This window comes from Lelliottia sp. 489 (assembly GCF_050435885.1).
Taxonomy (GTDB): domain Bacteria; phylum Pseudomonadota; class Gammaproteobacteria; order Enterobacterales; family Enterobacteriaceae; genus Enterobacter; species Enterobacter nimipressuralis.
Genome location: NZ_JBNDLC010000001.1, coordinates 1,078,180 through 1,099,879, shown reverse-complemented (window position 1 = coordinate 1,099,879; position 21,700 = coordinate 1,078,180). Strand labels below are relative to the sequence as shown.

Sequence of the window (21,700 nt, the reverse complement as noted above, 5' to 3'; positions counted from 1 at the left end):
ATTTAACGTAATTCAAGCCAGGTGGTTTTTAATTTGGTGAATTTATCAAAGGCATGTAAAGACAGGTCGCGGCCAAAACCCGATTGCTGATTGCCACCAAAAGGAACGGTCACATCCAGCGCATCAACGGTGTTGACCGACACCGTTCCGGCGTTCAGTTTGCGCGCCACACGATGTGCCTGATTCAGGTCGTCCGACCATACAGACGCAGCAAGGGCGTAAATATGATTATTCGCCAGTTCGATGGCTTCCGACTCATCATCAAAGACTTTTACCGCGAGCACCGGACCGAATACTTCATCACGCCATAAGTTAACGTTTTCGCTTTCAATCTCAATCACCGTCGGCAGGATGTAGTTAGCGACTGTCTCGATTTCGCGTTGCTCGCCACCCGCGCGCACAATACCGCCCTGAGTCACTGCGGTCTGAATAAAATCCATCACCTTATCTTTATGCGCAGTCGAAACCATCGCGCCCATCCTCGCATTGGGGTTAAGCGGGTGGTCAGGTTGCCAGCCGTGCAACTTCGTGATCAACTTCGCCATAAAGTCGGGATAGATCTTACGCTCAACTAATAATCTGGAGTTAGCTGAACAAACTTCACCCTGGTTGAAACAGATACCGAAGGCGGCTTTTTCGGCGGCTAAATCGAGATCCTGGCAATTGGCAAAAATAATGTTGGCGCTTTTGCCACCACATTCCAGCCACACCTGCTTCAAATTGGATTGGCCGGAATAGGCCATAAAGGCTTTGCCCACCGCGGTTGAACCGGTAAAGGTCAGCACATCAACATCGTTATGCTGGCCCAGCGCAGCACCGGCTTCGATCCCCAGCCCGGTAACAACGTTTAACACCCCGGCGGGCAACCCGGCCTCCAGCGCTAGTTCTGCCAGTTTCAGTGCGGTGAAAGGCGAATTCTCCGAGGGTTTCAGGATCACACTATTTCCGGCTGCCAGCGCTGGGCCAATTTTCCAGGCGGCAATATCGAGGGGAAAATTCCACGGCACAATGGCGGCAACCACGCCGACAGGTTCACGGGTGATGGTTGCCAGGGTACCCGGACGGGTGGGGGCAACCTCGTCATAAATCTTATCGATACTTTCTGCGTACCAGGCCATCACATGAGCAGCACCAGGCACATCAACGTTATAGGCATCGAGCACCGGTTTCCCCATGCTTGCGCTTTCCAGCAGCGCCAGTTCTTCCCGGTGCTCCAGCATCAGCTCCGCCAGCCTGCGCAGCACGGCTTTGCGTTGCGCTAAAGGACATTCAGACCAGATACCAGAGGTAAATGCCTGGCGTGCTGAACGCACCGCAGCGTCAATATCCTCAGCCTGGCAAGCGGTGACGTCCGCTAACACTGCATTGGTGGCGGGATTCACCACCGCCCAGGTTTTCTCCGCTTTGGCGAAGTAAGGTTTACCCCCGATAAGGGCATGCGTGCTAAAGCGTTGTTGGTTCAGCAGACCTTGCCAGTAATCACGATTATGCATAAGCGTTCTCCTTATTCGTCTCGGTCTCAGCTACCGGCGTTCCTTGCAGGATCATGCTTGCCGCACGTTCGCCAATCATAATTGAAGGCGCATTGGTGTTGCCGCTGATAAGCGTCGGCATAATTGATGCATCTGCCACGCGCAAATTTTCCACGCCATATACCTTGAGAGTGTCCGGTGCGACAACACTCATTTCATCCCGCCCCATCTTGCAGGTGCCAACCGGATGGAAAACCGTGGCGCAATATTCTTTGACGTATTGATGCAGCTGTTCGTCAGTCTGGATATGTTTGCCCGGCAGCATCTCTTCGCCACGCAATGCATTGAATTCCGGCTGAGCCAGAATATTCCTTGCCACTTTTATCCCTTCCACCAGCACGCTGGCGTCATAAGGATCGGCGAGGAAATTAAAATCAATAGCGATCTGCCCATCACGCTTTAACTGCAACGCGCCGATCGACCGCGGACGTAAAACGCAGGTGTGAATCGCATAGCCGTGGCCCCATTCAAATAAACGGCCACGATGGCTGCGATAACCCGGCACAAAATGGAACTGAATATCGGGTTCATCGCTACTGAGTTTTGTCGCGGCAAAGCCACCGGCTTCAACATAATTGGTGGTTAGCCAACCTTTGCGACGAAAGAGATACTGGAAGGGGGATGTCAGGATCGGTTTCCAGGCGGCGAGGGAAAAACCAAGCGTCAGAGGGTTTCTGGAACGCACGGTGACCAGACCATCCAGATGGTCCTGAAGATTTTTGCCCACCCCGGGAAGAGGGTGCACCAGCGGAATACCTGCGGCCTCAAGTTCGGCAGCAGGCCCGATACCTGATTTCAGCAGAATATGCGGTGAGCCGATCGAGCCGGCCGAAAGGATGACTTCATGGCGGCAGAGAATTGACGTGGGTTGATCGCGGCCATGCTCAGTTATTCGCACGCCTTTGACCGCTTTGTCTTCAATGATCAACGTTTGCACGGTGCAGTCAGTCATCACGGTCAAATTGCTGCGCCCAATATGGGGATGCAAAAATGCACGATAGCTTGATAACCGTTTGCCATCCTTTTGCGTGACGTTGTAAATGCCGACCCCCGCCAGCGATTTACCGTTAAAGTCGGTGTTCTCCGCTAATCCGACCCGCTTGCCCGCCGCGACAAACAGCGCTGATACCGGATTGGGATCGCGCGGTTTATCGACCAGTAATTCGCCGTTAAAACCATGATATGCCGGGTCCTGAGACAGCAGATTCTTTTCCGATCGTTTGAACCAGGGCAGGACATTATTCCAGCCCCAGCCCTCACAACCTTGCTGTTCCCAGCGGTCATAATCAGAAGGTAATCCGCGAATATAAATCATGCTGTTCATGGATGAGGAACCACCCAGCGCCTTGCCGCGCGGGACGTGGATTTGCCGTCCCCCCAGGCTTTTTTGTGGCGTTGAATAAAAGTTCCAGCTGAACTTTTTGCTTTTATACAGGGTGATGGTGCCCGCAGGCGTCTGGATACGCGGGGTTTCATCACGGCTACCGGCCTCGATAAGGCAGATCTTGAGATCTGCCTGCTCTGCAAGCCGGGCGGCCAGTACTGAACCTGCGGAACCACCACCAATAATGATGTAGTCATAGGTCTTGCTATTGTTCATAGTCATTCCGGTGATTATTTAGCAACAGAGGTTTGCGCCACTGCCTGAGTACGGCAGAGGAAATAATAAACAGGTGAGACGATGGCTAAACCAATAATCCAGGAGATGTCGGCACCACCTAACATATTTGCTGCCGGGCCGGTATAGATGGCGGTAGACATAAAGGGAATCTCGACGATGATGCCCAGCAGATAACAGAAAATGGCTTTTGAATTGAAGTAACCGTATATGCCACCGTCGCGACGGAAGAATGAAGCGACATCATAATTACCGTGGGCCACCAGATAGTAATCAACCAGGTTAATTGCCGTCCACGGCACCAGCACATACAGCAGCATCAGAATAAAGTTGGTGTAATTGACCAGAAAGTTTTCCTGACCATAAATCGCAATCAGCACTTCGATAAGGATGGTGACAATCGAAACCACAATGCGGGCGCCAGAAAGTGGCGACCATTTAGGCAGGAATGTCTGGCCGAGCGTCAGGGTGCAGAGCACGCCGCAATAGAGGTTCATTGCATTGGTCGCGGCAATGCCTAAGGCAAACACAATAATTACGGTGGAGGATAATCCGCCGGTCATATTCACAATGCCGGTGATTAAATCACCATCCACGATGCAAATAGAAACCAGAATGCCAAGAATCATCGGGAACAATGAACCCAGTACGCATCCCAGGTAGCTACACCAGAAGACACTTTTTTCGCTGATATCTTTTGGCATGTAGCGGGAATAATCGGATACATAAGGCGCATAGGCCAGCTGCCATAACGCGGCGATGGAAATGGCACCGAGGAATCCGCTGAGATTAAAGCCATTACGTGCGAGAAAATCAGTCGGCAGACCATGCACGAAAACAATCCACGCAAAGGCCGCGAGCAAAATAATACCGGATACCCACGACATCACCTTGGTGTAGGCATGAATCAGGTTATAACCGAAGGCACAGGCGACCAGGCTGAGTACCGCAGAAACCAGGATGCCGGTATCGGTAGAAACCGGTGCGTAGATGGCGTGCAGTGACTGACCGCCCAGCACCAGGTTCGATGCCAGAAAGCCGATATACATGATGACGACTAACGCCACCACCAGCACGGAACCATAAGAACCAAACTGGCCGCGGGTTTGCACCATCTGCGGCACACCTAATTGTGGCCCCTGCGCGGAATGCAATGCCATAAACAGCCCACCGGCAAGGTTACCAATCAATACGGCGAGGGTGGCCCACATAAAAGATAAGTGGAAAATACTCACCGCCAGCGCACCGGTAATCACGGTAAGCAACATGATGTTTGAACCAAACCAGATGGTAAAAAGATCCCGTGGCTTGCCATGACGTTCATGCGCGGGAATGGGCTGGATGGTGCTCAACTCTATTGTGGTTGCAACAGCATTATCTTTTGGGTTGTTTGTCATCATAGTTATCTCAACAAAGTCATTTGCAGGCTTGCCGCATGGCTGCGATTATAACCACCCAAAAAATTGGGAGGGGTGAAAATAACGTTGATGGGATGTTGCAACAGTTGGCTATAGAGAGAAATGAAGAAAAATATAGCCAACTAATATAAAAAAAAGATGCAATCTCGCTTATGGATTGGCTGCCCCAAATTGGAACGTTAAAGAATGACAGGTGAGATATTTTTGAATCTAATTAACTATTTGATTATTAACATCTAAAATGCCACGTTCTGGCTGAATGCCTTATTTTGGTGCGCGTCTGCTCGTCACTGAAGCATCGTTGGCAATATTAAATATCGTCAATTTTGCAAAATTAATAAGTAAAAATGTTGTCTGTGAATCGCGTTAATTTGATTTATCTCAGCACCTTTTTATCTTGCCTGTGCAGAGCGGATGCGGCTTTAACAGGGCTTTGTATTTTATTTCGGCGGACAAGGTTGCCAGCAGGTTAAATATTTTCTATCCAGACGCTCACTTTATAATATTTTACCGCCTGCACGTGCTCCAATAGTCTTGGGTCCTTCTTAAGTGGTTAATCCCCTGCGTGATGCGGGATGAAGGACGTTGAAATGACATCATTAAAAACTGAAACAGATACGCTGATTATTGGCGCGGGTCAGGCGGGGGTTGCCATGAGCGAACACCTGACGCGTCTGGGCATTCCGCATCTGGTAGTGGAGAAAAATCGGATTGCCGAATCCTGGCGTAGTCGTCGCTGGGATTCGCTGGTTGCCAACGGTCCGGCCTGGCATGACCGCTTTCCGGGGATGGAGTTTCCCGGCTGCTCACCTGACAGCTTCGTGGCGAAAGAACAGGTTGCCGATTATTTTGTCAGCTACGCCGCAATGAACCAGTCACCGATTCATACTGGCGTCGAAGTGTTAAGCGCTGAACGCAATCAGGGGCGCAGTGGTTTCACCGTCACCACCTCCGCAGGCGTGATCAATGTGCAGCGTATCGTGGCCGCTACCGGTCCTTTCCAGCGTCCGGTCATCCCGGCGATTGCTCCTCAGCATAGCCAGGTACAACAGCTGCACTCGGCAGACTATAAAAATCCGCAGCAGCTGCCGCAGGGGGGCGTGCTGGTGGTTGGTGCCGGTTCTTCCGGCGTGCAGATTGCTGATGAGCTGCAACGTGCCGGTAAGCCCGTATGGCTGTCGGTGGGACCGCACGATCGTCCACCACGTTCCTACCGTGGCCGGGACTTCTGCTGGTGGCTTGGGGTACTCGGTCTGTGGGATGCCGCAGCCAGCCAGCCGGGCAAAGAGCATGTCACCATCGCCGTCAGTGGCGCACGCGGTGGGCATACCGTCGATTTCCGTCGTCTGGCGGCGCAGGGCGTTAACCTCGTTGGCCTGACTGAAAGTTTCACCGCTAACACCGTACGTTTTCAGGATGACCTGGCGGTGAATATTGCGCGCGGCGATGCTAATTATCTCGCATTGCTGGATGCTGCTGACGCGTATATCGACCGTAACGGTCTTGATTTACCGCCTGAACCGCAAGCACGTGAGTTCCTGCCAGACCCCGCCTGCGTAACCCATCCGCAGCTGTCACTTAATCTGGCCGAAGCTGGCATCACCAGCATTATCTGGGCGACGGGCTACGTGGCCGATTACAGCTGGCTGAAGGTTAATGCCTTTAATGACCAGGGCAGACCGCAGCATCATCGTGGTGTTTCCAGCGAGCCTGGCGTCTATTTTCTCGGCTTGCCGTGGTTGTCACGTCGTGGTTCCACCTTTATCTGGGGCGTCTGGCACGATGCCAAATTTATTGCTGACCAGATCGCTATCCAGCGCCAGTACCAGCATTACCGCGCTCCCTCTGACTCGCTTTAAGGAACTGTTATGCCTACTCATCAACGTATTCGTATGTTCAACACCAAAGAAACCTATCCGAATCAGACGCTGGACAACGATCTCTGCCAGGCGGTACGCGCTGGTAATACCGTCTACGTGCGCGGCCAGGTCGGTACCGATTTTGCAGGCAATCTGGTCGGGCTGGGCGATCCCCGCGCTCAAACCGAACAGGCGATGAAAAACCTCAAACAGCTGCTGGAAGAAGCCGGTAGCGACCTGAGCCATATCGTGAAAACCACCACCTATCTTACCGATCCACGCTATCGCGAGCCGGTTTACCAGGAAGTGGGCAAATGGCTGAAAGGGGTGTTTCCGATTTCAACTGGTCTGGTGGTTTCGGCGCTGGCACAGCCGCAGTGGCTGATGGAAATTGATGTGATTGCGGTGATCCCGGATGACTGGGAGGCGAAATGACGCTTTCGATTGCCGCACGCTGTGCGGAGTCCGGCCAACTCGGTATCGCCATTAGCTCGTCGAGCATTGCCGTCGGCGCGCGTTGCCCGTGGCTGGTGGCCGGAGTGGGGGCGGTATCCAGCCAGAACATTACATTACCGGCACTGGGGCAGCAGATTCTGGCGCGGCTGGAGGCGGGGTTAGCGCCGGAACAGGCACTGAAAAGCGCGCTGGCAGAAGATCGCTTTAGCGAGTATCGCCAGGTGACTGTCATTGACGCCAGCGGTCGCAGCGCCGCCTTTAGCGGTGACAAGACGCTGGGTATTTATCATGTGGTGCAGGGCAAAGAATGCGTGGCCGCAGGCAATATGCTGGCGGAGCAAGCGGTGATCGCCGCAATGGTGACGGCTTTTGAAGCCACCACCGGGGAACTCACCAGTCGTCTGATTACGGCGTTGCAGGCGGGGATCGACGCTGGTGGTGAGGCGGGGCCGGTGCATTCTGCTGCCGTGAAAGTAGTCGATGATTACACCTGGCCGCTGGTGGACCTGCGCGTCGATTGGGCAGAAGAAAACCCATTGGCAGAGCTGCACAAGTTGTGGCTGGCGTATGAACCGCAGATGCAGGCTTACGTCACCCGGGCACTGGATCCACGCGATGCCCCGAGCTATGGCGTACCCGGCGATGAGTAACGCGGTACGCGACATCCTCGCGGCACTGCTGGCGTTTGATACCACCAGCCGCGAATCCAATCTGGCGTTGATTGCCTGGATTGAAGATTTTCTGGCGCAACGGGGTATCGCGTCGCAACGCATCATGGATGACAGCGGGCGCAAAGCCAATCTGTATGCCCGGCTGGGACCGGGCGGTGACGGCGGGGTGATGTTGTCCGGTCATACCGATGTGGTGCCGGTCGATGGTCAGCAATGGACGCTGCCGCCGTTTGCCCTGACACAACAGGAAGGGCGCTACTATGGCCGTGGCAGTGCCGACATGAAGGGCTTTCTGGCCTGCGTGCTGGCATCGCTGGATAACTTTCTGACCCAGCCGTTGCGCCTGCCGCTGCATCTGGCTTTTTCCTATGATGAGGAAGTGGGCTGCCTCGGGGTGCGCAGCATGGTGGACTATCTGCGCGCGTCTGCGGAAAAACCCGCCATGTGTATCATCGGCGAGCCGACAGAAATGCGCCCGGTGTATGGACACAAAGGCAAGGTGGCGATGCGTTGTCAGGTGCATGGCCGCGCCTGTCACTCGGCCTATGCACCCTCTGGCGTCAATGCCATCGAATACGCGGCCAGGCTTATCAACCAGCTGGGCGCAGCGGCGCAGCAACTGAAGCAGATCGAGGATGCGCGTTTTGATCCCCCCTATAGCACGCTCCAGACCGGTATGATTCAGGGCGGCAGCGCGCTGAACATCGTGCCGCAGGATTGTCAGTTTGATTTTGAAATCCGCTATCTGCCGGGCGCTAATGTTCAGGGTGTGATGACCGAGGTCGAGCTGTTCTCGCAACAGCAATTGTTACCGCAAATGCAGGCGGTGGCAGCCGAGAGCGCGATCCGTTTTCAGCCGCTGAGCTACTATCCTAGCCTGCTCACCGATCCGCAATCGCAATTCGCGCAGTGGCTGGCGCAATGGAGTGGCAGCAATGATTTCTCAACCGTGGCGTTTGGCACCGAAGGGGGATTGTTTGATGAAGCGGGGATTGCCACCCTGATTTGCGGGCCAGGCAGCATGGCGCAGGGGCATAAGCCGGATGAGTTTATTGCTATTGAACAAGTAGAACACTGCATGAGTATGCTGGTAAATTTATGTAAATGGATGCGTACAGTTCCTTTAAAATGAAACAGTCAATAGTTAGTTAAACCTAATGAAGCTAACCGTAAAAACGGCTCTGGTAAAAAAGACCTCAAAACACCGACCGGTAGTTTTGAACTGGCACCACCGCGTGATCGCAACGGCACGTTTGAACCGCAACTGGTAAAAAAGCACCGGACCAAACTCTCCAACGGGATAGAACGTAAGATCATCCGCCTGTTCGCTCTGGGGATGAGCTATCAGGATATCGGCCGGGAAATTGAGGATTTATAAGCGTTAAGCGTGTCCAGCGCCACTATCAGTGCGGTCACCGATAAAGATATCCCCGAATTTAAACAGTGGCAGCAGCGACCCCTTGTGAAGGTCTATCCTTTTGTCTGGTTGGATGCCAGTCACTACAAAATCCGCGAAGAAAGCCATTACCAGAGCTAGGCTGTATATACCGTTCTGGCACTGAATCTGGAAGGCAAAAAAGAAGTATTGGACCTGTATCTGTCGGAAAGTGAAGGCGCTAACTTCTGGTTATCCATACTGAGTGGCATGCAAAACCGTGGCGTTGAAGATATCCTGATCGATTGCGTGGACGGACTGACCGGCTTCCCTGAGGCGATTAACAGCATTTATCCACAGACTGAAGTGTAACTGTGCGTTATTCATCAGATACGCAACTCGATCAAAGACGTGGCATCGAAGTATCACAAAGCGTTTATGGCCGATCTGAAGCCAGTGTACCGGGCTGTGTCAAAGAGGCCGCAGAGACGGCACTGGATCAACTGGAGTCAGCAGTATCCGGTGGTGCTCCTGTCGTGGCGTCGTAAATGGGAAAAACTGTCAGCGTACCTGCCTTACCCAAGCATCATATCCATCTGAAATCGTCCACCGTGGCAAGTCAGGCTCCCCAAGTGTCCTGTTTTTTATTCATATTGCAAGTGGAGTCTTTAGCTTTAAGCTCCTCTTTTCGTTTAAGGCAGACTGTTGATTTAAAACAAGCTGATACACATTCTGGGTAATAATGCGGTCTATATGTGACGCTTACTGATATGGCTCAAGCGGTATTATTAAAATGGAATACATCTTAAACAGCCATATGAGTCTGAGCGCTAACAACAGTACCAAAGTACGTAGATATCTTCCCGCAGACTGGAACTATTTCAGATGAAAATCTTAATACAGCTATCCATAGCAGTGTAAATGCCGCATATATCACTGTAATCGCTTACACAGAGAGCCGCTTCGTATGAGAATTGTCTTACGTGTTCTTAACGATTACTGGGATAAATGATGAAAGTAAGTCGCAGAACTGCCTGGATTATTATGTTAATTTTTTGCTGTCTGGTATGGGGTGGTATTTTCGCCGCGGTCGTTTATGGAGCAGAGCCTGATAAAAGAAAACCATCACAGCCCGCAGACAAAAGCAGTGAAAGCATCCAGGAAAAAGTAAAATCGCTTGATTTGAATGATAAACAGCGAAAGTTTCTGGAGTCACTCATCGAAAGTAACAAGAAGGATTGACAGTTCTGTCTTGCAAAGACCCTGCATGACACACGAATTGGCTCCGTACCTGATGCGCAACCTTCCTTGGTGAGGGAAAACACTATCCGAATAGTGTAATCGGTTACATGTAAGTTAAATAATTAGAGTGTAAGGACAAAAAAAATGTTCTTTTTTCACAATGAGGCCTGATTTATCAAGAGCTAGAAGAATGCTTTTGAATGCCCGGATTAAAAGACCTACACAGCTTAAGCTGACATCTGGTTCGATTTGTTATTTCACAGAGATGAGCGTCTTCACAACGTGGCCAGATCACCTTGACGCCGTGATGGTATCAGAAACAGCTATAACCAGCAGGCACTGGTGGCCCTGCAGTATCTTTTTATGATGGCATAAAAAAAGCTCTAATGACATCAGTCTCAGAGCTGAACTGAGTTTCATTAGTCACTAAATTGTCGGAGTGGCATGAAATCATCCTCACAGTGTGCCCCCTTTTGACCATGGCGTTCAGGACGATCAGGAGTTTAAGCATGCAGGCAACCAGCGCCACCTTTTTCGCCTTTCCGGCTTCAACTAACCTGACATAAAAGCCCCTGATTGCCGGGTTAAACTGAATGGCGGTTATCACCGCCATGTAAAGCGTGCACCCTACGCCCGCCCTTCCGCCAAAAATAGTTCGTCTTCCCCGCATTTTTCCTGAGTCCCTGTAAACGGGGGCGACACCGACAAGTGCGCTGATTTCCCTGCTGGGCAGGGTGCCCAGCTCCGGCGGTTCGGCCAGCAGGGTGGCGGCAGTGATTTCCGCCACGCCATTGACGCTGGTCAGCAGGCGGGCCTGCTCCCGGAAATGTTGCCTAGCCTGACGATTCATCATGCGGGTCACAAGGGCAAGCTCTGCCTCGAAGGCCGTCATGACACGGCTGAAACTTTCACGGCTATAAGAAATCCATGAGTTCGGATGATGGAGTAGCATTGCTTAACTAGGCCCTTCAAGGGCATGGGATTGCACTCCGTGAATCATGGATTATAAAAAATATATTTCCTCAGGGAAGCTTATTAACATTCTTCCCGAGTGGCATGAACCGATTAGCCCTATACAGATTGTACGAACCAGTCGGAATTCAATTTCGATAAGAATTTCAATGTTTTCAAATTTTCTGATTGAATTTTGTCGGATGAATTAAACAGATAGGATTAAGACCGGGAGTAAAATCCCGGCTGAATATAAGATTGAGATAGAATGTTACTGGACTAATGTTGTGACAGTCATTCGCAGTGCACTTTCCAAATGCCGTACAGAATTTAATGATAGAACTATGCATTATCACTCCATAGAAGACCTGTCCTTTGGAGAATGATATGCCGTTTGCGTTGTTAGCGTTGGCTATTAGCGCTTTTGCGATTGGTACAACACAGTTTATTACTACAGGATTACTGCAAGATATTGCAAATGATCTCCATGTGTCTATTCCGCAAGCCGGATATCTGACCTCTGGAAGAGGCTGGGCGTATATTCATTCGCAACGAGCGTTCGACGTCTCTATTAGGTCGAATGGCAAGCGCAGAGGAAGTAGCTAATTTGATCGTTTATCTCAGCTCCGATAGGGCTTCTGCCACTACAGGTACTGCCGTGCGAGTAGATGGGGGGAGTTTTGCGCGGTGTTATCTGAACCTCCGAGTGATCTTGTCAGAGAAATCGCTCCAGCAAACCAAATAAGGTTATTAAAAAAGCAGATCCTAAAGGGATAGGATCTGCTTATCCTTTTATTCTCCTAGTGATTCATTACTGGATTAGGCAGCATGATTATTTTTCTGACTGCTCCAATTATAGGGGGGAACATATTTTTCCCTGCATTCATCTATATAATCTGACCACCATTGCATCATTGCTTTACGCGCTTCCAGGTGCTCCGCTTTATGTATGTACGCTGCTCGCACGCTGTTACGCTCCTGATGACTCATCTGCCTTTCAATGGCATCCTCTGACCACAGGCCGGACTCAATCAGGGCGCTACAGGCCATTGCCCGGAATCCGTGGCCGCAGACATCCTCTTTAGTATCATAATCCATTAGCCGTAAAGCCTTATTAATCGTATTTTCACTCATTGGTTTATACGGATCACGAATGCTGGGGAATATCAGTACCTGATCACCAGAGATTTCTCTGATCTGTTTGAGAATGTCGATGGCCTGTTGGGAAAGTGGCACAATATGCTGCGCACGCATTTTTGCACCTCGCCCAGAGTTGCGAACATTGGGAATTGTTTCTCGGGTAGCGGGGATAGTCCAGAGCCTGTTTCTGAAATTAATCTCCGGCCAACGGGCAAAACGCAGTTCACTGGAACGGATAAACACATGAAGAGATAGCATGATTGCCAACTGAGTTAACTCCCGTCCCTGTTTGTAGTCGTCAATGCGTTTCAGCAGTTCCGGCAGACGTTCCAGGGGCAGGGCAGGATAGTGACGTTTGATGGGCGGAACGGTGACGCCTTTCAAGTCTGCAGCCGGGTTGTGTTCAATCAACCCCTGATGTAAGGCGTGCCGCATAATGCTGCTTATGTATTGTCGGGTACGAGAAGCTATTTCCAGCAAACCTTTATTCTCAACGCCTTTCAGCAGATTGATGAAGTGCTGAACTTTCAGTTCTGTTACCGTCAGATGACCAATTATCGGGAAAATGTGGTTGTTCATACGGCCAAGCACGCGATTGGCGTGATCTTCCGACCAGGTTTTATTGCTTTTATGCCAGTTCAGAGCTACGGCTTTGAAGGCTTTTTCCGGTGACCGGGCTGCCTTTTCAGTGAGACGCTGTTGTGCCGGGTTTATCTTCTGTGCAAGTAGCTTACGGATGTCGTCACGCTGTTGCCGGGCGTCGGTCAGAGAAACATTAGGATAAGCACCTAAACCGAGGCGAGATTCTTTACCATTAATACGGTACTTGAGATACCAGTGACGTGAGCCGCCCGGTTTGACAAGAAGATACAGACCGTGAGAATCGGAGACTTTAAAGGGTTTATCAGAAGGTTTGAGGGTGCGGATTTTCGCATCGGTAAGGGACATATGGGGGTCACTCCATTATCGAACAAACCTGACCCCAGATTTGACCACCAATTTTTCCCGATGCGGAGAATTAAATGAAAATACACCGGGAAGAATTTTCACGCTAACCTCTTGAATCAATACCAGATAAAGACTCGCAAGGAGGCATGAAAACAGGAAATTGGCTCCTCTGACTGGACTCGAACCAGTGACATACGGATTAACAGTCCGCCGTTCTACCGACTGAACTACAGAGGAATCGTGTGAACGAGGCGCATGTTAATGGCCTCGCTATTTTGTGTCAACACTAAATTCAACTTGCTGATTCAAATGATTAATTAAGAGCCAACCTGCTGTTTTAGTGTACTTGGGAGGACGAATGTCCACCAGGTCCCGCATTTTCACGTAGACGCTGCAGCGGATCTTGCTGGTAAAAATGGCAAAAACGCTGCCACAGCGCCGGGAAACGGGGAGCGAACAGTTCGGGTGCGCTGAAGAAATATTCCGATAACACCGCAAAACACTCTGCCGGATCGGTCGCTGCGTAGGCATCAATGCTGGCTGCGCTTTCACCCACCAGATCGATCTCATCCTGGATATTATTCATTGCCGCGTGCAGATCGTGCTCCCAGCTCGCAACTTCCCGCAGAGGGATAAATGGCACGCCGCTGGCGCGATCGCCGTTGCGGGTATCCAGCTTATGGGCGACTTCGTGAATAATCAGATTAAAACCGGAGGCGTCAAAGGAGTCCTGAATATCCAGCCAGTTGAGGATAATCGGGCCTTGCTGCCAGCTTTGTCCGGACTGCACGACGCGCTGATTATGCACCAGCCCAATGTCATCTTCCCATTCGTCGTCCACCACGAATGGCGCCGGGTAGATCAGCACTTCATGGAAGCCGTCAAGCCACTCAAAGCCCAACTCCAGCACAGGCAAACAGAAGAGCAGGGCGATACGCGCGCTTTTGAGGGCGTCCAGCTCAAAACCCTGAAGCGGGACGAGGCGTTTTTGCTGTAAAAAACGATCGGCTAACTGAACCAGTCGGGTTTGCTCATCGGGGTCGAGACTGGCGAGTACCGGAATAGCCAGCGCCTCTTCCCACGGAAAAGTCGTGTTCGGTGCGGTTTCGTTCGATTTCCAGGGCCACTTAATCATCGCTTCGCTCGCAAACTCATCACTTGAACAAAAATGCAGGATAAGGATCTGTTAAAATGCCAAATTACCTGGCATCATGGCAACCACTATAACGGAGAGATGCCGGAGCGGCTGAACGGACTAGTCTCGAAAACTAGAGTAGGGGCAACTCTACCGGGGGTTCAAATCCCCCTCTCTCCGCCACTTCACTGCTTTATCGTTATCATTACTCATCGTACTCCTTCCAGCGCCCTCATTCTGACTGAGGTCAGCATCAAGATGCACCTGAAGTTCGCAGGAGTCTAGCCTTAGTGCTTTTTCAAGTCATTGATGTTTTATGCAACTTGAGAGAGATATCTAGATTTTGGTCTATTTTAGTAATAATTTTTGAAGGCTTCTACCCCCAGCTATACCAAAGCTACCAACTTTAAATTATTTCAGCACGCCACGCCATAGCCTCTGGATAGTGTGATTATGCCGATAACTAACGTGAAGAGCTAAGTGCGCCAGTGTATTTGTTAATGTAAAGATTAAGACTGAGCTGTATTCCATTAATCGTGCTTTTTTCGAAATCATGTCATCGTCAAAGGACTGCTAAGTGGGATGGGTAAAATACCAAGAAGCATTGAACGTTAGAGTTAGCGCCGTTGGTTATCCAGTGAGGTCATACCCGATGCACTTGTTCAGGGGCGGTTACTGCCAGAGCTGTCAGTCGAACAGTGATGGAACTCTATTGAGTCTGATGATATTTAAAACCAAATAGTTGTCGATGGACTCAGCTGACGCTGATGTGGTAGAAGTTTTAACCTTGAGATAGATAAAGAGGTTTTATTATATCGCTCAGTAATAATAAAGATCATGCCTATCTGGTTCAGTCCTTGAAAGAGGATCAGAAAGGATACGATAAAAATATCTCCCTAATTCTGAGGTCAGCTTTATTGAAAATCAGTTCGGGCGGGAAGGAAACTGTGCATTGTTGTTTTAAACGGGAAGTCGCCTCAGGATTTAGGGCTGGTATACTGGCTTTGGATTTAGGAAACACCGCGACGATGAAGTAGCAGACTGAATCAATTTCAGACGGAGAGAAAGGCTATCTCTACTCGTGGGTTCTACCAAGTTAGTCGAATGAAGTGGCAAGGTAAAGTGTGCTCAGAAACTGAATGCAAGCCCGAGAATGGCATGGGAGTTGAAATTTTTAACTTATAAGTGAAAAGGAGGCGCTTAGGTCTCAAGAAAATGTAGTTGTGCCCTCCTATACAGATTTCTGTACCTATCAGCTCACAGGGAAGATTGCTGCGAAGACAAATGTGACAGTTAAGTACGAGCGGAGAACTTTACCCTTATCTCAATTTAAGCTTTTCAATCAAAAGGATAGTAATTTTATCAATGACATATCAAGAAATGTTGATTATACCTCCCAAAATGTTTACATTAATCAAATATAAATATTTTCGCTGCGAGTTTTTATGTTGGTTTTTTCACAAAACGTTGTAACCATCTGGATGGTAATCGCAACTCTGTTCGTCATATTACTCTTTAACACTCGTTTTTTTGCATTTCTTGATGCCGAAAACAAAGGGCAGGAAGTTAATCTCGAACTCATTGGTCTGCGTTTTTTTCTCGCTCTAGGAGTTGTATTTCATCATTATATTTTTAGTTATAAATTTAGTGTAAGCGGATTGTGGGAAACTCGAGGTTTTGATCTTAACTGTTTTTTAGGTCCTTTTGGTGTAGGAATGTTCTTTGTAATTTCTGGGTATCTTTTTTACACAAAAATAAGTAGTGACACAAATTGGTCTAAATTATTTTTAAATCGATTTTTCCGAATTGTTCCGCTCTGCTTCGTTTCATCATTAGTCTGTATTATTATTGCGATAGGAATGGGCGGGTGGCATGTTACCGGTGATAATATCAGAGATATGATTTATTGGTTCGATGGGGGAATATACAATAATAGGCCAAATGTATCATCGTATAAAAATGCGAGCTTGATTAATGCAGGCGTTACATGGACTTTATACTGGGAGTGGTTGTTTTACTTCTCTTTACCTGTTCTAAGTATTATAATTAAAAAAGAGAGCAAGCTACCTCTAGTGATCAGTTTGCTAATATTGTCATATTATATATTGCCTTCCTCTAATTATAATTATGCAATTTACGCCGCATTGTTTTCCTTTGGCTTTTTAGCAAAGGAGCTATCACTTAATATTAACAATAAAATAGTTCTAAACTTTGGTCCTATTGTTATTTTTGGCGGGTTATTATGGTTTTTAGGGCTGAATGTGGTAGATAATAAATTCCTGACTCTCCCGGCACTGCCTTTTATGGCTTTACTCTTTATGATCTTAGTAAATAAAGATAGTTTATTTGGATTGTTAAGGTTTAAGGGAGTTGTAAGGCTTGGTGAAATTAGTTACTCAATCTATCTTTTGCACGGTATTGTATGGTTTTGTTTTAATCAGTTTGTCGATGCGAAAACACTTAATGTAATTACTTATCTTACCGAGTCTACAATGGTATTAATACTGATTATGTTGATAAGTTCATTAACATACAAATATATAGAGATACCCTTTAATAATTATGGGAAAAGATTAAAAGACAAGATCTAATTTGGTGATAAAACACCGCTTTCGCGGTGTTTTATTAGGCGATTTTTCGAAGGTAAGGTATTTTGGATATGATATATGAAAAAACAAAGGCAGACATCAGTGAAAATGACCAAATAATACCTAAACAAAGATATGGTTTACTTTGAATATCAGGTTTGGCAATTTCCATAATCAGGAAGATAAATACCGGATGTACTAAGAATACTCCCATGGATAGCGGTGCTAAAGAATCCCAAAACTGGCTATTGCGAATGATTTTATTAGTTTTTGAAAATAATATAAATACTGCTATTGATAAGATAATTATTAAAGGTGAGGTCGGGTCGTAAAAAAATTCATACTTAGTATTGTTAGAAATGTTTATAATGTATGATCCGAAAATTGTTGTTGCCAATGAAATAAGGCCTACTAATGCTGCGAGATAAGTTGGGATCTTGTTGGAAATAATCAACCTCCCTGCTAAGAAATATGGAGCATAAAGTATAAACCAAGTTATCCAGTATGTATTTCTGATTGGATAAAAATTGATGGCTATTGTGTAAGCGCTTGAAAGTATAAACCACATCGTTATTATGTAGAATTTCTTCTTATCATTATACCTGTCAAATAAAGTATCAAATAACGGTGTTGCGAGATACATTCCTATAAGCATAAATAAAAACCACATGTGTGAATAGGGTCTGCCAGTGACAATTTTATCTATTGCCTCTGAGAGGCCGAAAGAGGGCGCTCCTTTTAATATGGCATATTTAAAAAATAAGACATAAAAAATCGACCATATCAATGTAGGTATTGCTATCCTTGAGGCTCTTTTAAGGTAAAATTCTTTTAAGTTTTGAGTTTTACCTCTTGCCACAATCAAATAACCACTGATCATGATAAAAACAGGAACTGCCCAGCGGGCTGCAGAATTAAAAATGTTTCCAATCCACCACGCTTTACTACCAACAGGGAAAGTATAAAAGTAAAAGCTTGTTGAGTGTATTAATACGATAGCCGCTACTGCCACGACGCGACAAAAATTTACCCAATTCGTCATGAGAAGGTTCCATCAATAAATAAAATCAGTAAATTATACTAATGTATACATTTATGGAAATTATTTTTTGGAGCGAAGACAACTTAATGATGGGGGTGGGAGTAAGGTATGACAACAAAGTAAACAAAAAAATAGGCCAGTTACACACCTGGCCTGACAAGATTTACTCATTCAACGCTGCGCGCAACCCGCGCACTGCTTGTTCTGAATCTGCTGGAAGAAGTCATTCCCTTTATCATCCACCAGGATAAACGCCGGGAAGTTTTCTACTTCGATTTTCCAGATAGCTTCCATACCCAGTTCAGGCCAGGCGACACACTCCAGACTCTTAATGCTGTTTTGCGCCAGCACAGCAGCCGGGCCGCCGATGCTGCCCAGGTAGAAACCGCCGTGCTTGTGGCAGGCATCCGTGACCTGCTGGCTGCGGTTACCTTTCGCCAGCATGACCATACTTGCACCGTGCGATTGCAGTAAATCCACATACGAGTCCATACGACCGGCCGTGGTTGGGCCTAACGAGCCAGAAGCATACCCCTCCGGTGTCTTCGCCGGGCCGGCGTAATAGATCGGGTGATCTTTGACGTACTGCGGCAGTTCTTCACCGTTATCCAGCAGCTCTTTCAGCTTGGCATGAGCGATATCACGGGCCACGATAATGGTGCCGTTCAGGGACAGACGGGTCGAAACCGGATGGGCTGAGAGCTGTGCCAGGATCTCGTGCATTGGCTGGTTCAGGTTAATGCTGACTACCTCGCCTTCACCTTGCTGACGCAGGGATTCCGGAATGTACTGACCTGGATTGTGTTCCAGTTTCTCAATCCAGATCCCGTCGCGGTTGATTTTCGCTTTGATGTTACGGTCAGCTGAGCACGACACGCCCATGCCGACAGGGCAGGAGGCGCCGTGGCGCGGCAAGCGGATCACGCGAATATCGTGGGCGAAATATTTCCCGCCGAACTGAGCGCCCAGACCAAGATTTTGCGCTTCCAGCAGCAGTTCCTGCTCCAGCTGAACATCGCGGAACGCCTGGCCGTGTTCGTTACCTTCTGTCGGCAGGCCGTCGTAGTAGCGGGTTGATGCCAGTTTCACGGTTTTCAGGGTGCTTTCAGCAGAGGTTCCGCCAATCACAAAGGCGATATGGTAAGGCGGGCAGGCCGCCGTACCCAGGGAACGCATCTTCTCGACCAGGTAATTTTTCAGTTTAGCCGGGGTGATGAGCGCTTTGGTTTCCTGATACAGATAGGTTTTGTTGGCGGAACCGCCGCCTTTCGCCATGCACAGGAACTTGTACTCATCGCCGTCGACGCTGTAGAGGTCGATCTGCGCGGGCAGGTTGGTGCCGGTATTCACCTCTTTATACATATCCAACGCGGCGTTCTGGGAGTAGCGCAGGTTATCTTCGATGTAAGTGTTGTACACACCCTGGCTCAGCGCGGCTTCGTCGCCACCGCCGGTCCAGACACGCTGGCCTTTTTTGCCCATGATGATCGCCGTCCCCGTATCCTGGCAGGTCGGCAGCACGCCTTTGGCCGCGATTTCAGAGTTGCGCAGGAACTGCAGGGCGACATATTTATCGTTTTCGCTGGCTTCCGGGTCGTTGAGGATCGCCGCAACCTGTTTCTGGTGCGACGGGCGCAGCATAAAGGCCGCATCGTGGAACGCCTGCTGAGCGAGCAGAGTCAGGGCCTCTGGCTCGACCTGGAGAATCTCCTGGCCGTTAAATTCCGCCACGGAGACGTGCTCTTTGGTCAGCAGATAATATTCGGTGTCGTCATGTGCGAGAGGGAAGGGATTCTGATAGTAAAAGGTTTTGTTCGACATTGCGTATCACTCCATAAAATTAAACCGCCGGAGGGTGCCCTCCGGCGGTTATGAATCAGAACATCATGGACATCCACGGATAACCAATCAGCAGCAGGGCCGCCAGGAAGATGGCGCCAAAGATGGTGCCGAGGCGCCAGTAGTCTTTGGTTGGCAGGTAGCCGCTCCCGTAGTAAATCGGGCTTGGGCCGGTGCCGTATGGGGTGATGATCCCCATGATACCCAGAGAGGTCACCATCAGCAGGACGAACACTTCCATGTTAATACCCGGAATGGTGGCGGCGATGGTCAGCATCGCAGGCAGCAGCGCTGTGGTGTGCGCGGTGGTGCTGGCAAACAGGTAGTGCAGCAGGTAGAACGCCAGCAGCAGGACCACCGTTGCGACACCCGGCGAGATACCACTCATCAGCAGGCCGCCTTCTTTACCCAGCCAGGCGATGAAACCGGTGGAAGAGAGGCCGTCTGCAAGGGCCACCAAAGTGGCGAACCAGACAAAGGTGTTCCACGCGGCTTTGTTGCCGGTGATATCGTTCCACTCCAGCACGCCGGTCCACAGCATCAGGCCAACAATCAGCAGGGCGGCCAGCGCAGGTTCAATCCACGCGGCGGCGAAAATCCACATCATCAGCGCACAGCAGACAAAGACCAGCAGCAGAATTTCATTGCGCGACAGTATGCCCAGTTTCTCCAGCTCACGACACGCCCACAGCGGCACTTCGTCGTTGATTTTCACTTCTGGCGGATAAAACCAGTAGGCCAGCAGCGGCATCACCAGAATCAGCAGCACACCCACCGGCAGGAAGGCAATGAACCAGGTGCCCCAGGAGATGTTGATCCCGACGATGCTTTTCACCAGTGCCAGAGCGAGCAGGTTTGGCGCCAGCGCAGAGAGGAACATGGAGCTGGTGATACAGGCGGCGGTGATGGCCACCCACATCAGGTAGGAGCCAATTTTACGCGCACTTGGGTCGTTCGGTTTTGAACCATACAGCGGCGGCAGGTTAGCGATGATCGGGTAGATAGTCCCGCCGCTACGCGCCGTGTTAGACGGTGTGAACGGGGCCAGCAGCAGGTCCGCGAAGGTGATTGCATAACCCAGCGTCAGGCTGCGGCGGCCAAGATATTTCACCAGAATCAGCGCCAGACGGCGGCCAAAACGGGTTTTATCGTAGCCCGCGGCAAACATAAAGGCACCGAAAATCAGCCAGACAGTGGAGTTACCGAAGCCGCTCACCGCCCATTTAAAGGAGGCACCTGCCAGCTTGAATTTCGGGTCAGCCAGCTGTTCCGGGCTGAACAGCACCCACTGGCTGCACAGGGCGATGGCGACGACCCCGGTGAGGCCAATCACGGCGCCTGGCAGCGGTTCGAAGATCAGACCAACGATCACCCCAACGAAGATAGCGAAGTAGTGCCAGGCATAAGGCGGTAACCCTTCAGGAACCGGCACAAACAGGAGGAGCACTGCGACAATAATGGGCAGTGCCATCATCAGCAGACGTTTGTTGCTTCCGTCTTTTGGCTTGCTCGCCACTGGGGGCGTTACAGCTGTTTTATCATTCATAGGTTTGCTTCTTAAGTTGTCAAAAATTCGGTTTAGCAGAAATAACATCGCGACTTTTTTAATTACTTTGCTTTCTTTAGTTATTTAAAGTGCTTTCAAGTTATTTCTTGAATAGCTATTTAGCGCGCTTTTGGAGGCGTTAAATTAAAAATTGATGATGTTTATATAGTGCGCCTTTAGAGGCCAGTGGAATTGATCGCGATCAATAAAATAGAATTGCAGTGTTATTTTTATCCATATTTTAATAACCCTATTGAGTTATGTGGATATTATCCGTTTGATAGGTTTTATTTGACGGGGTTGATATTTTACGCAAACGATATTCAATTAAAAAGTACAT

15 protein-coding genes, 2 tRNA genes and 3 pseudogenes are annotated in these 21,700 nt (G+C 49.3%); 10 read left to right on the top strand and 10 right to left on the bottom strand.

Going from position 1 to position 21,700, the window contains the following annotated elements; genetic code table 11:
• Positions 1–2: 2 nt before the first annotated feature.
• From ABIE11_RS05540 to ABIE11_RS05530, 3 genes are read right to left on the bottom strand one after another with little or no spacing between them, the layout of a single operon-like run.
• Complete coding sequence (locus tag ABIE11_RS05540) at positions 3–1,493, bottom strand: aldehyde dehydrogenase (protein ID WP_012541186.1); 1,491 nt, start codon at positions 1,491–1,493, stop codon at positions 3–5.
• Positions 1,486–3,132, bottom strand: coding sequence for a GMC family oxidoreductase (locus ABIE11_RS05535; RefSeq protein WP_032754791.1), 1,647 nt, complete (start codon positions 3,130–3,132; stop codon positions 1,486–1,488). The genes ABIE11_RS05540 and ABIE11_RS05535 overlap by 8 nt, the downstream gene beginning before the upstream one ends.
• 14 nt (positions 3,133–3,146) lie before the next feature.
• Positions 3,147–4,550 (bottom strand): purine-cytosine permease family protein, encoded by a 1,404-nt coding sequence (locus ABIE11_RS05530; RefSeq protein ID WP_012541188.1) that lies wholly within the window; start codon positions 4,548–4,550, stop codon positions 3,147–3,149.
• Positions 4,551–5,158: 608 nt separating this feature from the next.
• On the opposite strand from ABIE11_RS05530, the gene ABIE11_RS05525 reads away from it, so the two are divergent.
• From ABIE11_RS05525 to ABIE11_RS05500, 6 genes and pseudogenes are all read left to right on the top strand, one after another.
• Positions 5,159–6,427 (top strand): flavin-containing monooxygenase, encoded by a 1,269-nt coding sequence (locus ABIE11_RS05525; RefSeq protein ID WP_012541189.1) that lies wholly within the window; start codon positions 5,159–5,161, stop codon positions 6,425–6,427.
• 9 nt (positions 6,428–6,436) lie between these two features.
• Positions 6,437–6,862, top strand: a complete 426-nt coding sequence (locus tag ABIE11_RS05520; RefSeq protein ID WP_012541190.1) for a RidA family protein — start codon at positions 6,437–6,439, stop codon at positions 6,860–6,862.
• Positions 6,859–7,533, top strand: coding sequence for a DUF1028 domain-containing protein (locus tag ABIE11_RS05515; protein ID WP_012541191.1), 675 nt, complete (start codon positions 6,859–6,861; stop codon positions 7,531–7,533). The genes ABIE11_RS05520 and ABIE11_RS05515 overlap by 4 nt, the downstream gene beginning before the upstream one ends.
• A complete protein-coding gene (gene argE, locus ABIE11_RS05510) occupies positions 7,526–8,686 on the top strand; it encodes an acetylornithine deacetylase (RefSeq protein ID WP_012541192.1) in 1,161 nt (386 codons plus the stop codon). The genes ABIE11_RS05515 and argE overlap by 8 nt, the downstream gene beginning before the upstream one ends.
• Positions 8,687–8,698: 12 nt before the next feature.
• Positions 8,699–9,520, top strand: a pseudogene (locus ABIE11_RS05505) (IS256 family transposase); the annotation flags it as partial.
• Positions 9,521–9,937: 417 nt separating this feature from the next.
• Entirely contained in the window at positions 9,938–10,171 is a 234-nt protein-coding gene (locus tag ABIE11_RS05500) for a hypothetical protein (RefSeq protein ID WP_123809086.1), read from the top strand.
• A gap of 466 nt (positions 10,172–10,637) precedes the next feature.
• On the opposite strand, the pseudogene ABIE11_RS05495 reads toward ABIE11_RS05500, so the two are convergent.
• A pseudogene (locus tag ABIE11_RS05495) lies at positions 10,638–10,997 on the bottom strand (transposase); the annotation flags it as partial.
• Positions 10,998–11,509: 512 nt separating this feature from the next.
• Here ABIE11_RS05495 and ABIE11_RS05490 point away from each other — a divergent pair.
• Both ABIE11_RS05490 and ABIE11_RS05485 read left to right on the top strand, forming a co-directional pair.
• Positions 11,510–11,647: pseudogene (locus ABIE11_RS05490) on the top strand (MFS transporter); the annotation flags it as partial.
• Entirely contained in the window at positions 11,643–11,867 is a 225-nt protein-coding gene (locus ABIE11_RS05485) for an SDR family oxidoreductase (RefSeq protein ID WP_116403514.1), read from the top strand. The pseudogene ABIE11_RS05490 and the gene ABIE11_RS05485, both read left to right, overlap by 5 nt.
• A gap of 74 nt (positions 11,868–11,941) precedes the next feature.
• Here ABIE11_RS05485 and ABIE11_RS05480 read toward each other — a convergent pair whose 3' ends face one another.
• The 3 genes from ABIE11_RS05480 to mtfA form a co-directional block, all read right to left on the bottom strand.
• Complete coding sequence (locus ABIE11_RS05480; protein ID WP_032754788.1) at positions 11,942–13,210, bottom strand: tyrosine-type recombinase/integrase; 1,269 nt, start codon at positions 13,208–13,210, stop codon at positions 11,942–11,944.
• Positions 13,211–13,371: 161 nt separating this feature from the next.
• Positions 13,372–13,447, bottom strand: a tRNA-Asn gene (locus ABIE11_RS05475).
• Between the two features lie 100 nt (positions 13,448–13,547).
• Entirely contained in the window at positions 13,548–14,345 is a 798-nt protein-coding gene (mtfA, locus tag ABIE11_RS05470) for a DgsA anti-repressor MtfA (RefSeq protein ID WP_107703307.1), read from the bottom strand.
• A 93-nt stretch (positions 14,346–14,438) separates the two neighbouring features.
• Between mtfA and ABIE11_RS05465 the strand changes: the two genes are divergently transcribed.
• Both ABIE11_RS05465 and ABIE11_RS05460 read left to right on the top strand, forming a co-directional pair.
• Positions 14,439–14,528, top strand: a tRNA-Ser gene (locus ABIE11_RS05465).
• Positions 14,529–15,790: 1,262 nt separating this feature from the next.
• Positions 15,791–16,936, top strand: coding sequence for an acyltransferase family protein (locus ABIE11_RS05460; RefSeq protein ID WP_429184108.1), 1,146 nt, complete (start codon positions 15,791–15,793; stop codon positions 16,934–16,936).
• A gap of 34 nt (positions 16,937–16,970) precedes the next feature.
• Here ABIE11_RS05460 and ABIE11_RS05455 read toward each other — a convergent pair whose 3' ends face one another.
• The 3 genes from ABIE11_RS05455 to ABIE11_RS05445 all read right to left on the bottom strand — a co-directional run bounded on the left by ABIE11_RS05455 (position 16,971) and on the right by ABIE11_RS05445 (position 21,360).
• On the bottom strand, positions 16,971–17,975 hold the full coding sequence (locus ABIE11_RS05455) for an acyltransferase (protein ID WP_123427496.1): 1,005 nt from the start codon (positions 17,973–17,975) through the stop codon (positions 16,971–16,973).
• A gap of 171 nt (positions 17,976–18,146) precedes the next feature.
• Positions 18,147–19,796, bottom strand: a complete 1,650-nt coding sequence (gene fumA / locus ABIE11_RS05450) for a class I fumarate hydratase FumA (protein WP_102104043.1) — start codon at positions 19,794–19,796, stop codon at positions 18,147–18,149.
• Between the two features lie 55 nt (positions 19,797–19,851).
• Positions 19,852–21,360 carry an anion permease gene (locus ABIE11_RS05445; RefSeq protein WP_429184107.1) on the bottom strand — a complete coding sequence of 503 codons (1,509 nt, stop codon included), beginning with the start codon at positions 21,358–21,360 and terminating at the stop codon, positions 19,852–19,854.
• Between the last annotated feature and the right edge of the window lie 340 nt (positions 21,361–21,700).